Below are 12,425 nucleotides of genomic sequence, written 5' to 3' on the forward strand. Positions count from 1 at the left end.
ATTTGGGGCTTACGTTGATTGACTCCTGTTCTTGTTCATGCGTTTAATGCAGGAATGATGCATCAGGGGGCTTGATTGTGGGTTCCGGGAATGGCCCTTTTGGGTTGGCGTCGTTGTACCTTGCTCCGGGTGTCTCGTATCTGGACGAGGAAGAGGCCGTGTTCGCGGCGATGCTTGAAGGGCGGCGGGCGCAGCGGGTTGGCGGCCGGAACTTGAGGGTTGCCGGCGTGCGGACGGATCTGGGCACGGTGCAACGCTTCAGGGCATCGGCTGGTGTGTTTCCCTGGCATTGGACGGCGGCTTTATTCGATGAGTGGATGGAGGACCTGATCGGGGTCCGGCGTTTGGCTCCATCGACGATCCGGAATTATCAGAATGTGGTGGCCCAGTTCTGTGACTTCATTTGCTCGCCTCATTATGAGTGGGTGGGCGAGTGCGAGGTCCGTTTCGGCACGCATCCGGTGCAGGTCTGCACGGAGTGGAACACGACCCGTCATTTGCAGGATTATGAGGGTCGCCCGCGCCGCCGTCCGCTGACCAGGGCGGAGCTTCAGCGGTTGTTTGATTATGCCGATGAGCAAGTCGGGGTGCGCTTGGAGTCGGGGCGGAAGGGGACGTTCATTGCCTACCGTGATGCGACCTTGTTCAAGGTCGCCTATGCGTGGGGGCTTCGGGCTAGTGAGGTCGCTGGCCTGGATGTGACTGATTTCTACCGGAATCCGCACGCTCCCGAGTTTGGTTCGTTCGGGATGCTGATGGTTCGGAACGGCAAGTCGTCACGGGGCGGGGCTCCGAAGCGGCGTTCGGTGGCGACGCTGCATCAGTGGGCGGTGGACGCGGTGCAGGATTATGTGGAGAACATCTGGCCGCTTGTGCGTGCTGATGAGTCGAATGCGTTGTGGGTTTCTGAACGCGGGCGCCGGTTGCGGGCCGATGAAGTGAGCCGCAGGTTTGCTGAGTACCGGGACGAGCTTGGTCTTGACCGAGTGCTTTCCCCGCACGCTTTGCGGCACAGTTATGTCACTCATCTGACGGAGGACGGTGTGGATCCGATGTTCATCCAGCGGCAGGTCGGACACGCTTACCTATCGACAACGGCGATCTACACCGCGGTCAGCGGCGATTTCGCCAACCAAATGATGCGCAATGCTGTGTCAGGGATCCTGAAGGCAGCCGGTGCGGGGAAGGTGGAGGAATGAATTCGTTGGATTATGAGTGGCGGCTTCGGGAAGTGATGGCCACCCGGGGGTTGTTCACGACGACCAAGTTGATCCCGTTGTTGAACGAACGGGGAGTGCATCTGTCCGCTTCCCAGGTCTACCGGCTTGCTACCGAGAAACCGGAACGGCTGAACCTGCAGGTCTTGGTAGCGCTGATGGACGCCCTTGAGTGCTCCGCCGATGACCTGATCGGCAAGATCCAGATGCCGGCGGCGCGCAGAGACGCGAACGGCACGGAGGCAGGAACCACCGAGCCCGGTCTGGAGGTCTTGAAGCACAAGGGCTACCGGCCCCGACGGGCAGGCATCCTGCCGCCGAACGCCGGGTGACACCGCGGCCGCTTTCGGTCCGTGGCGAGTCCCGGAAAGGTTGCATTGAGTGCGGGAAGGACGATCCTCATGCCGAGCTTGTGCCGGGTGGGGCTGTCTGCCGGCGCTGCTGGGATTCGCTGCTGCGGACCTCGACGACCAGGCTGTGTGATCGGTTGATCGAACTGTTGGCCGGCTATCAGCCCCACCCCATGGATGTTTCCCGTGCCGTCGCCTGGTCTTTACCGGACCGCAGTGACCGCCTGCGGGTGTGGTTCGATCTCAAGGTCCGAGGACTTGCCTCGTCCCGGGCCGCCGGCAGACGGAGCCCGTTGCTGCTCGCCCTCACCGATGAACTGCGTGAGCTCGATATCCCGCACAAGGTCTTCGGCCAGCGGCACTTGCCGGGGACCCATGGCGCCCAGATCACCTGTGACCATTGCGGTGAGCTGAGGACCATGGCTGGAAGAACCCATGGGCAGGCGTTGTGCGCAGAATGCCGACGCAAACACCCGGAGATTGTGCGCCCGTGCGCCCGATGCCCGGTCTGGGAGTACCTCAACAAAGAGAAGCCATGCAGGGAATGCCGTGCCAAGGACGCTTTGGACGATGCCCTCACGGACATCGCCCAGAGCTGGCCGGTCCTCAAAGTAGCCACTGACGTCCTGCTCGCAGCAGACGGACTCCACGTTCACGCCTCGCTCGCCCGCGGAAAACTGCCGCTGCTGTTGCGCGAACTCAAGGAAGGACGGGCAACGGTGACCCATGATGGGCTGGATTCGCTCGGCCAGGACGCGGCCACCCGGCGGCTGCGGTCCTTCCTCGTGGCCCACGGGGCGCTGCCTGAACGCAACGAAGATCTCCTCAGCTTCGAGGCCTGGGTCGATGACCAAGCCGCGTCCATCGGCGACCCGGGTGACCGGATGGCGTTCATCAGATATGCGCGCTGGCGGCACCTCCGCCAAGCCAGGAACGGTGTCCTTAGCCCCGCCAAATGGGCGTGGAGGCGAAAGGAACTGAAGATGGTGCATGCATTCCTCGGGTTCCTTCACGAACAAAACCTCGGGATTCGTTCCGCACGACAGCGAGACGTCGACCAGTGGATCGTGCGAGGGAACACCTATCGCGGCAATGTGCGAATGTTCCTCAAATGGTGCAGGGCGACCGGGATCAATACCGGGCTCGAGGCCCAATACCCGCAGCCGACGCCTCTGGCGATCCCCTCAGCATCGGCAGAAAGCGAACGAGCCCAGCTCTTGCGCAGGTCGATGGATCCGGATGGAATTGAGGACCCTGGGCTGCGCCTGGCCGCCATCCTGGTGATCCTCTACGGGTTCCGGCCCCACCAGATCGCCGCACTGCGCGTAGAGGACATCACTTTCCACAACGGACACGCCATGATCCGGTTCGGCCCGGACCCGCTGCAGCTACCCGTTCAGCTCACAGAGTACGCACGTCAAGCCAAAGCCGACAGAGTCATAAAACGCTTTGGCGGGGATGGCGAAGAGAACTACTGGCTCTACCCAGGGCATCTCCACGGACGGCCGATCGTCCCGCACACACTCTCGAGCAGACTCGCGGCCATCGGAATATCTGCGAAAACAGTTCGCGGCGCGGCACTTGGACAACTCGCGCTGCAACTCCCGCCAGCCGTCCTTGCCCGTCTTACCGGGCTTCACAGACTGACAGCCACCCGCTGGTACGCGACCGTATCGGCGGGCACCGCCAGAAACCTGCCCACAAACGTCCAGCACCCCAACCCGGGGAACCCTTGACCCCCGGCAACGGACGGGTCCAAAGCGGTCCTACCGCAGCACGCGGCATGATGGGGACAATGGTCCTATGAGACTGGAACTGCTGCACATTGATGGGTGCCCCAACACAGTCAAAGCCTACGAGCGTCTCAAAGAGGCCCTGAGCTGCGTGGGCCGCGGCGACGTTGAAGTTCATCTTCGGGTACTCAAGTCAGCGACAGATATCGAGAACACCGGGTTCGCCGGCTCGCCGACGATCACTCTGAACGGAACCGACATCTTCCCAGCGGGCGCGCCCGCAAGCGAGCTGGCCTGCCGTATCTACATGACTCCGGATGGCTTTGACGGCCTACCGACTGTTGATCAGCTAGCAGAAGCGCTGACGAGCAGTGGAATCTGACACCGCGACCTGCTCGTGCTGCGGCAGAACGATGCAACGCAGCAAACTCCACGCTCTCGGCTCCGAACCCACCTACATATGCCGTCGCTGCGGTCTATGGGTCGCGCTACGGCTCCGACGGGACATCCCCAACCAACGCTGATGTCACAGCCCCTCAGCCCTTAGCTTCGCCGCCGGCTGGTGTTTCCGACCGCGGCCTTAACGCGCGGCCTCGTCGAGGAGCTGCCGGAATTGGGCTTCGGTGTTCAGGGTGAGTTTCTTTCCGTTCAGGAAGAACGTAGGGGTGCCGGTCACGCCGAGGGCTTTGCCGTCGGCGACGTCCTGGCTGATCCGGTCCTTGGTGCTTTGGTCTGCGACCGCGGCATCGTACTGCGCCAGGTCCAAACCGAGTTCCTGGGCGAACGTCCTGAACAGAGCCGCTTGGGAGTCGCGTTTTTCGCCCCAATCGGGTTGGGTTGCGAAGAGTTTGGAGGCCATCTCCTGGTACTTTCCCTGCTGGGCGGCGGCTTCCACAGCCAACGCGGCGGTCCCGGAGTTCCGGTGGCCGGGCAACGGGAAGTAGCGGTGGACGAACGTGATCCGGTCCCCGTATTCCTTCTTCAGTTCCTCCACCAAGGGTTCAGCGGCGCGGCATGATTCACACTCGAAGTCCAGGAACTCGACCAGCTGGGCCTTCTCGGTGGCCGGGCCCGTGACCCGGTGACTGTTCTCCCTGACGAGCTGGGCGTCAGTGGCCGCGAGTGGGGCGGCCGGAGCCGGCTTGTTGGCGGTAAGCACTGCGTACCAGATCACGCCGGCACCGACTATCGCGCCGAGAAGGATCCAAATCGCGATGCGGACCCTTCGGCCGGAAATGACTGCGCTCATCGATCAGCCGGCTTTGATCCAAGCTTCACACTGACAGGCTCCGCCACGGCATCCGATCCGCAGCCTGCGCAGCAAGTATCCGCTGGCTCTGCGGCGGCTGGCCGCGCGAGTTCGACGACTACCGGAGCGGACACTGGTGACGCCTCAGAAGTGGGCGCGCAGCAGTCGTCATCATCTTCGTCAGCGTGGCCGTGATCGGCATGCGGGACAGCGCAGCAAGCTTCGCCTTTCCAGGCGTTGATGCCTTCGCGGACGGCGATACCGGCAATGACCAGTGCCGCGCCGGCATCGGCCCACCACCAGCCCAGGGTGCTGTTCAGGATCAGACCGATCAGCAGAACGGCGGAGAGGTAGGTGCAGAGCAGGGTTTGTTTGGAATCGGCGACGGCGGTCCTGGAACCGAGCTCCCGCCCGGCACGGCGTTGGGCCCACGACAGCACGGGCATGATCGCCAAACTCAACGCAGCGATAACGATGCCCGGGGTTGAGTGCTGGGCCTCTCCCGCGCCTGTTAGTGAGCGGACAGCGTCCACAGCCACGAACGCGGCCAGGGCGAAGAAGGAGATGGCAATGATCCGCAATGTCAGGTGCTCACGCTTCTCCGGGTCCTTGGCGGAGAACTGCCAGGACAACGCCAGAGCCGAAGTAACCTCGATGACTGAATCGAGCCCGAATCCGATCAGCGCCGAAGAGTCAGCAACCCCTCCGGCCCAGAGCGCCACGACCGCCTCGATGACGTTATAAGTGATGGTTGCGGCCGCGAACAGGCGGATGCGACGCCTCAGGACAAGCCGGCGCTCAGAGGCAGGAGCTTCAAGGACCGCGCTCATACCAGGCACGTCCCGTCCGGCGCGCAGCAGGCCGGATCGACCGCGAGGACAACACCGATCAGATCTTTGATGGCGTGACCAAGCCTGGCATCTGCCAGTTCATACCGGCTCCGCCGCCCATCAGGGACGGCCACAACGAGCCCACAACCCCGCAGACACGTCAGATGGTTGGACATGCTCTGCCTCGAGACCCCCAACGAATCTGCCAGATCCGAGGGATATGACGGGGCGTCAGAGAGTGCCAGAAGGATCCGGGCGCGGGTTGGGTCTGACACCGCATACCCGAACCGGGCCAGCACAGGTGCGTGAGTGAGCGTCTCCATACGAACAAAGTACATCGATGACTGTATTCACGCAATTCTGTACTTGAGCTTCTTCGACCCCGCCCCGGGCTGCCAGTCTTCACGCTTACAACGCCCAGTCAGACGAACACCCATGGATGAAAAACCTGGCCCTATTTGGTGGAAAGCTACATGGAGGTCCGCCAGTATTCTTAATCGAACGCATCCGAGGCGACTCTTCGCCGTGGCCCGGCCGCCAGTGCTACGAGGCCATCAGATCAGTGCGGAACGCCGTTCGATGAGGAGTGTGTCGCGCCATTGCCCGGCGAGTGGACCGTGCGGCATGCGGGCGATGCGATTGCGGCGTCCGACTACTGTGAAGCCGTGGGCCTGGTGGAGTTTGAGGCTGGGTTCGTTTTCGGGGAAGACGCTGGATTGAATAGTCCAGATCCCTGCGCTCTCGGTGGAGGCGATCAGTGCCTGGAGCAGGGCGGCGCCGATGCCCTGACCGTGGGCGTCCGTGCTGACGTAGATGGAGTGTTCGACCACTCCGGCGTATGCGGTCCGGGAAGACACCGGCGTGACGGCTGCCCAGCCCAGGGCGGCCCGGCCGGGTAGGCCGGCGACGTGGCGGTGGCCGGGGAGCCGCGTGGTGTTGAACGCCTCCCAGTCGGGGGCGGTGGATTCGAACGTGGCGTGGCCGCCGTCGATCCCTTCCTGGTAGATCCTTCGCACCGCGGGCCAGTCCCCGGGCTGCATTGCCCTGATCGGCGCTGCGGGGCTCACAGCGTGGCGAGCGTCGCGGCGACCTCATCGAGGGCGCCGGGGACGAGGGAGAAGTAAGCCCACGTGCCGCGCTTCTCCCGGTGCAGCAGCCCGGCCTCTACCAGCACTTTGAGGTGGTGGGACACGGTCGGTTGGCTCAGTTCCAGCGGCCCGGGGAGGTCGCACACGCACGCTTCGCCGGTGGATGAGGCCTTGACGATGGAGAGCAGCCGGAGCCGGTTCGGGTCGGCCAGGGCCTTGAAGACCAGGGCCCGCTGCTTGGCGTCCTCCGCATCGAGGGTAGCAGCGTCGGGGGCGCAGCAGCCACGGTCGGCGGTAGTAGCCGGTTCGAGGGTCAGCGGAGAAGTCATCTCCCCATTATGCCCTAATATTGACAAGCATCAATATCAAGTTGCGGTCAGGCCGTCTCTTTGGCGCGGTGCGGAACGACGACGTCGTCCGCGGCACTCCCAGCCGCGGGGAACAGGGCCAGTAGTAGGCCCAGGCCCAGTGCGGCGCCAGCGATCTGGGCGAGGATGAAGCCGGGAACGGAGACCGGGGCGATGCCTGCGAAGGTATCTGTGAAAATCCGGCCGATGGTCACGGCTGGGTTCGCGAACGAGGTCGAGGACGTGAACCAGTATGCGGCCCCGATGTATGCCCCGACCGCCGGGGCGGCCAGCAGTCCGCGGTTTGTGCGGGCCAGGGAGAAGATGAGAAGGACGAGCCCGGCAGTGGCGACGGCTTCGGCAACCAGGTGCCCCGGCGTGGTGCGGTCCTTGGTTGAGATCGAGGTCCCGAGGTCGAACATCACGTTGGCCAGGACGCTGCCGCCGATCGCACCAGCGACTTGCGCCACTGCGTAGGTGCCGAGTTCGGTCAGGTTCAGTCCGGTGCCATGGCGCCGGCCCAGGAACCAGTCCGCCGCGGAAACGACCGGGTTGAAGTGCCCCCCGCTGACGGGGCCGAACACCAGGATCAGCACCGTGAGCCCCAGCACCGTGGCGGTGCTGTTTTCCAGCAACTGCAGGCCGACGTCGTTCGGGGACAACTGCTGCGCGGCGATCCCGGACCCGACCACGACGGCGACAAGCAGGCAGGTGCCGATCAGTTCGGCCAAGGCGCGGCGCCACAATGGCGGCTGCTGTGAAGTCATGCCACAAGCTTGACCCGGAAAATTATCTCAGTCAAAATTGAACCAATGGAAACTGAGCGAACCACCTTTGACGTTCGGCTAGCGAAGCATGCGGCCCTGGCCGACGCTGCCCGGCTGCGGATCGTGGATCTGCTCACCTTGGGTGACTACTCGCCCAGCGAACTGCAGGCCGAGCTTCGCATCCCCTCCAACCTGCTCTCCCACCACCTGCGCACCCTCGAGGTTGCAGGCCTGGTCGGGCGGCACCGCTCCGAAGCAGACAAGCGCCGCAGCTACCTCAGGCTCACCCCTGGCTCCCTGGATGGTCTTACTCCCGGTGTCGGGCATGCCGTGCGCCGGGTGTTGTTCGTGTGCACCCACAACAGTGCCCGCTCCCAACTGGCTACCGCCCTCTGGCGGCAGGCCAGCGATATCCCGGCCGCTTCCGCGGGTACCCACCCCGCCGAACGCATCGCTCCCGGGGCCATCGAGATCGCGGCCCGGCATGGGCTGGACCTCGGCCACCGTGCTCCGCAGCACCTGGATGACGTCGCCGACGGGCGCGACTTCATCATCACCGTTTGCGACAGTGCCCACGAAGAGCTCGCCGCCCCGCCAAGCAATATTCACTGGTCCGTTCCGGACCCCGTCCGGTCCGGCACCCCCGCCGCTTTCGAGCACGCCTACCAGGACATCACCCGCCGAATCAGCGACCTCGCCCCACGTTTGCACGCCGCCTGAACACCCACGCCAACCACCCAAACGCCGGGGCCAAACCTCGCCTCATCTAAATATTGACAATCATCAATGTTTTGGGAAATACTCCCTACATCGACGAACATCAATATCTGGAGGGTGTGGGTTGCGGCCCCGAATAGCCAAGCCGAACAGCTCACCCAACCCAAACCCAGGAGAACTCCTTATGAGCACCGAAACCGTCAAGAAGCCGTCCGTTCTGTTCGTCTGCGTCCACAACGCCGGCCGGTCCCAGATGGCCGCAGCGTTCCTGACCACTCTGGCGCACGGCGCGATCGAGGTCCGCTCCGCCGGTTCCCAGCCTGCGGACAAGGTCAATCCCGCAGCCGTCGAGGCCATGGCCGAACTCGGCATCGACATGTCCGCCGAGATCCCGAAGGTCCTGACCACCGAGGCCGTGCAGGCCTCGGACGTTGTGATCACGATGGGCTGCGGGGACGAATGCCCGTACTTCCCCGGCAAGCGCTACGAGGACTGGGTCCTGGAAGACCCGGCAGGGCAGGGTGTGGAGGCGGTCCGTCCGATCCGGGACGAGATCAAGAGCCGCATCGAGGACCTGATCGCTTCCCTGATCCCAGCCGCCAAATAACCCGGCCCTTCCAGTCTCTCTCTTAGGAGCAGTTTCGTGAGCACCGAACAACTGATCATCATCGGCTCCGGCCCTGCCGGGTACACCGCAGCCATTTACGCCGCCCGCGCCGGCCTCAAGCCTTTGGTCCTGGCCGGGTCCGTCACCGCCGGCGGGGCGCTGATGAACACCACCGAGGTGGAGAACTTCCCGGGCTTCCCAGGCGGGATCCAAGGCCCCGAACTGATGGACGGTCTGCAGGAACAGGCTGAGAAGTTTGGTGCGCAGGTGGTGTTCGACGACGTCACCGAAGTTGATCTCACCGGTCACCTTAAGCGCGTGGTCACGGGCGCCGGCGAGACGCATGAGGCCCCGGCTGTCATCCTCGCGACTGGCTCGGCTTATAAGGAACTCGGCCTGGCCGAAGAGAAGAAACTGTCCGGTCACGGGGTGTCCTGGTGCGCCACCTGCGACGGGTTCTTCTTCAAGGACCAGGACATCATCGTCGTCGGGGGCGGGGACTCGGCCATGGAAGAAGCGACATTCCTGACCCGCTTCGCCAAGTCCGTCACCGTCGTGGTCCGCAAGGACGAACTCCGGGCCTCCCGGATTATGGCCCAGCGCGCCAAGGACAACCCCAAGATCAGTTTCGCCTTCAATTCCGCCATCACCGCCATCCACGGCGACACCAAGGTCACCGGTGTCACCTTGACAGACACCCGCACCGGGGAAACCCGCCACCAGGACGCGACCGGGATCTTCGTCGCGATCGGTCACCTGCCCCGCACCGAACTGGTCACCGGACAGGTCGAGCTGGACAACGAGGGCTACATCAAGGTTGACTCACCCACCACGCTCACCAACCTCTCCGGTGTTTTCGCCTGCGGGGACGCCGTGGACCACCGCTACCGGCAGGCCATCACCGCCGCCGGCACAGGATGCGCGGCAGCATTGGACGCCGAACGCTACCTCGCCGCGCTGGAGGACGCAGACAGCATCGCCACCGCCCTGGTCGAAGAACCCACCCACGCCTAAGCACACGATCAGGGGGTGAACTGGATGCCCCCGCCGGACCGGCAGGCACCCCGAAACCGCCGCACCAACGGACACAGAGAACAGAGGACAGTCATGGATACAGCCACCAGCGCCCTTCCCATCGCCGTGATCGGTGCAGGCCCGGTAGGGCTCGCCGCCGCGGCGCACCTGCTCGAACAGGGCCTGGACCCGGTCATCTTCGAAGCGGGCCCCACCGCGGGCTCCGCGATCGAGCACTGGAGGCACACCCGGCTGTTCTCCCCGTGGCGGTTCAACACCGACGCCGCAGCCGTGCGGCTGCTCGAACAAACCGGTTGGGAGCACCCGCGCCCCACCGCCCTGCCCTACGGCGGCGAACTCATAGACAACTACCTCACCCCGCTGGCCGCCACGGAACCGATCGCGTCCCGCCTCCACACCAACGCACGAGTCATTGCCGTCACCCGGCAGGGCCTGGACAAAACCCACAGCAAGAACCGGGACACCACCGCATTCACCGTCCGCGTTGACCACGGCAACGGGGAGATCCGGGACCACACCGTAGCCGCGGTCATCGACGCCTCCGGAACCTGGTCCACGCGCAACCCGCTGGGCACGTCCGGCCTGTCCGCCATCGGCGAAGAACAAGCCGGTGCGCGGATCTCATCGCCCCTGCCCGACGTCACCGGCCGGGACCGCGAAGCATTCGCCGGCCGCCGTGTACTGGTTGTCGGTGCCGGCCACTCGGCGGCGAATACCCTGATTAACCTGAACGACCTGGCCAAAACAGAGCCCACCACCCGGATCCTCTGGGCCGTCCGCGGCGCGAGCGCTGAGAAGGTTTACGGTGGCGGTGACGCCGACGGGCTCCCGGCCCGCGGCCAGCTCGGCTCCCGGCTGCGCCGCCTTGTCGAGGCAGGCACCATCGAACTGCATACCGGGTACGGGATCAGCACCATCAAAACCCTCAACACGGGTGTCACGGTCGAGGCCGTGGACGGGCGCACCCTCGAGGCCGACGTCATCGTCCCGTGCACCGGTTTCCGGCCCGATCTGGATATCCTGCGGGAACTGCGCCTGAACCTGGACCCGGCCGTTGAAGCACCCACCGAACTCGGCCCCCTCATCGACCCCGAATTCCACTCCTGCGGGACCGTCCCACCCCACGGCGCGAAGCTTCTCGCCCATCCGGAAAAGGACTTCTACATTGTCGGGATGAAGTCGTACGGCCGGGCCCCGACGTTTCTGCTTGCCACCGGCTACGAGCAAGTCCGCTCCGTCGCGGCCGCCCTTGCCGGAGACCACGAAGCCGCCGACACTGTCCATCTGGATCTGCCCGAAACGGGTGTTTGCTCCGCCGATATCGGCGCCAGCTGCGACGTCCCCGCCAACACGACCCCCGCGACCGAAGAGCAAGAGTCCCAAGGTTGCTGCTCGGCTCCGGAGCCGGCGTTCGTCGGGTTCCCGACCGGGCTGGCGCACGGGCGTCCGGGCCAAAACCAGCCCAATTAAAGTGATGAAGTGACGGCCAGCCGGCCTTGAAGCCGGCGGCGGCTGGGGGGAGAGTCTCGGTCTCAGAAGACTCTGTCGCCGCCGGCTTCGTCATGGGCCGGACCGCCCTGCGGCGGCCGGAGCACCGGTTGCGGAGACCACCGATGCGGTGTTGCGAAGTAGAATTCCGGCGATGCTTGGGGCTTGTCCGGCCTTCCAAGAAACAGTTAACCGTCCGGCGGAACCGGGGACACCAGTAGTCGGTACTCGTTATATCGGTGCCTCACAGGGGCCCACTACTTGGTCCTACTCGTCGGCCGCAAGAACCTACCCGCCCCGCCCGTTCCTCGCGGCGTCCACGAACACCGCCAGGCCCAAGACGCCAAGCGCAACTCCCAGTGAAGCTACAACATCGGTGAGCCAGTGATATCCCAGGTAGAGCCGGCTGTAGGCGACCAGCAGCGTCAGGACAGCGGCGGCACCATACGCCAGGACCGCCGTCGTACGCGTCCAGGAACGGGAGCACAGCAGGTAGGCGAGGACGAACGCCAGTACCGAGGCGCCGAGGGTGTGGCCGGAGGGGAAGGACAGGGCGTCGTCGGGCCCAAGCAGGAAATCCGTGGAAGGCGGCCGGGAGCGGGTCACTTCCAGTTTGACCACGGTGGCAAGCACCACTGAGACAAGCATGGCTCCCAACAGCACGGCAGGACGCCACAGCTCCCGCTTCCATACAGCCCAGACCACGGCAATCACTCCCGCGGCGATCGACGTGACCGTTGGCGAAGTCAGTCCGGAAACCGCCGCGAGGAAGCCGTTTACCTGGGGACTGCGCGAATCCACGACCAACGTGTGGACTGTTCCGTCAAGGGTTGCCAGCCCGCTGGAGGACAGGACAGCGGCAAACATCAACCAGAAGATGGCATCTCCGGCCACGAACAGGGCGCCGGCCCAAAGGAACAGCACACGCTGGCGCGGCCGCAGGGGAGGGCCGGGCCGGAATCGCGCCGGGGAACGCATTGATGACGCAGGGAGCATC

General features: G+C 64.6%; 15 protein-coding genes. 8 read left to right on the forward strand and 7 right to left on the reverse strand.

The genetic code is table 11. The features are described from left to right. Positions 1–158: 158 nt before the first annotated feature. From QN084_RS11680 to QN084_RS11695, 4 genes are all read left to right on the forward strand, one after another. Entirely contained in the window at positions 159–1,199 is a 1,041-nt protein-coding gene (locus tag QN084_RS11680) for a tyrosine-type recombinase/integrase (RefSeq protein ID WP_206599699.1), read from the forward strand. Next, positions 1,196–1,549, forward strand: coding sequence for a helix-turn-helix domain-containing protein (locus QN084_RS11685; RefSeq protein ID WP_069695995.1), 354 nt, complete (start codon positions 1,196–1,198; stop codon positions 1,547–1,549). The genes QN084_RS11680 and QN084_RS11685 overlap by 4 nt, the downstream gene beginning before the upstream one ends. A gap of 155 nt (positions 1,550–1,704) precedes the next feature. Beyond that, positions 1,705–3,303, forward strand: a complete 1,599-nt coding sequence (locus tag QN084_RS11690; RefSeq protein ID WP_139128019.1) for a site-specific integrase — start codon at positions 1,705–1,707, stop codon at positions 3,301–3,303. A 67-nt stretch (positions 3,304–3,370) separates the two neighbouring features. Continuing rightward, the gene (locus QN084_RS11695; RefSeq protein WP_069695998.1) at positions 3,371–3,682 is read left to right on the forward strand and encodes an alkylmercury lyase; all 312 of its coding nucleotides are present in this window, start codon (positions 3,371–3,373) and stop codon (positions 3,680–3,682) included. A gap of 198 nt (positions 3,683–3,880) precedes the next feature. On the opposite strand, the gene QN084_RS11700 is transcribed toward QN084_RS11695, so the two are convergent. The 6 genes from QN084_RS11700 to QN084_RS11725 all read right to left on the reverse strand — a co-directional run bounded on the left by QN084_RS11700 (position 3,881) and on the right by QN084_RS11725 (position 7,581). Beyond that, positions 3,881–4,549, reverse strand: coding sequence for a DsbA family protein (locus tag QN084_RS11700; protein ID WP_069695999.1), 669 nt, complete (start codon positions 4,547–4,549; stop codon positions 3,881–3,883). Continuing rightward, the gene (locus QN084_RS11705) at positions 4,546–5,379 is read right to left on the reverse strand and encodes a cation diffusion facilitator family transporter (protein WP_069696000.1); all 834 of its coding nucleotides are present in this window, start codon (positions 5,377–5,379) and stop codon (positions 4,546–4,548) included. Before QN084_RS11705 ends, QN084_RS11700 begins: the two co-directional genes overlap by 4 nt. Further along, positions 5,376–5,702, reverse strand: coding sequence for an ArsR/SmtB family transcription factor (locus tag QN084_RS11710; protein WP_069696050.1), 327 nt, complete (start codon positions 5,700–5,702; stop codon positions 5,376–5,378). The genes QN084_RS11705 and QN084_RS11710 overlap by 4 nt, the downstream gene beginning before the upstream one ends. A gap of 231 nt (positions 5,703–5,933) precedes the next feature. After that, positions 5,934–6,419 (reverse strand): GNAT family N-acetyltransferase, encoded by a 486-nt coding sequence (locus QN084_RS11715; RefSeq protein ID WP_031216179.1) that lies wholly within the window; start codon positions 6,417–6,419, stop codon positions 5,934–5,936. A 23-nt stretch (positions 6,420–6,442) separates the two neighbouring features. Continuing rightward, positions 6,443–6,796, reverse strand: a complete 354-nt coding sequence (locus QN084_RS11720; RefSeq protein WP_021471328.1) for an ArsR/SmtB family transcription factor — start codon at positions 6,794–6,796, stop codon at positions 6,443–6,445. A gap of 47 nt (positions 6,797–6,843) precedes the next feature. Beyond that, positions 6,844–7,581 carry an aquaporin gene (locus QN084_RS11725; protein ID WP_031216178.1) on the reverse strand — a complete coding sequence of 246 codons (738 nt, stop codon included), beginning with the start codon at positions 7,579–7,581 and terminating at the stop codon, positions 6,844–6,846. 45 nt (positions 7,582–7,626) lie between these two features. On the opposite strand from QN084_RS11725, the gene QN084_RS11730 reads away from it, so the two are divergent. From QN084_RS11730 to QN084_RS11745, 4 genes are all read left to right on the forward strand, one after another. Further along, positions 7,627–8,301, forward strand: a complete 675-nt coding sequence (locus tag QN084_RS11730; RefSeq protein ID WP_021471326.1) for an arsenate reductase/protein-tyrosine-phosphatase family protein — start codon at positions 7,627–7,629, stop codon at positions 8,299–8,301. 181 nt (positions 8,302–8,482) lie between these two features. Then, positions 8,483–8,905, forward strand: coding sequence for an arsenate reductase ArsC (locus QN084_RS11735; RefSeq protein ID WP_021471325.1), 423 nt, complete (start codon positions 8,483–8,485; stop codon positions 8,903–8,905). Positions 8,906–8,941: 36 nt separating this feature from the next. After that, entirely contained in the window at positions 8,942–9,919 is a 978-nt protein-coding gene (trxB, locus tag QN084_RS11740; RefSeq protein WP_021471324.1) for a thioredoxin-disulfide reductase, read from the forward strand. A gap of 93 nt (positions 9,920–10,012) precedes the next feature. Then, the gene (locus QN084_RS11745; RefSeq protein WP_069696002.1) at positions 10,013–11,410 is read left to right on the forward strand and encodes an FAD-dependent oxidoreductase; all 1,398 of its coding nucleotides are present in this window, start codon (positions 10,013–10,015) and stop codon (positions 11,408–11,410) included. 306 nt (positions 11,411–11,716) lie between these two features. On the opposite strand, the gene QN084_RS11750 is transcribed toward QN084_RS11745, so the two are convergent. Continuing rightward, on the reverse strand, positions 11,717–12,424 hold the full coding sequence (locus QN084_RS11750; protein ID WP_031216176.1) for a phosphatase PAP2 family protein: 708 nt from the start codon (positions 12,422–12,424) through the stop codon (positions 11,717–11,719). Position 12,425 lies beyond the last annotated feature (1 nt).

This window comes from Paenarthrobacter sp. R1, assembly GCF_030264015.1.
GTDB lineage: Bacteria > Actinomycetota > Actinomycetes > Actinomycetales > Micrococcaceae > Arthrobacter > Arthrobacter ureafaciens.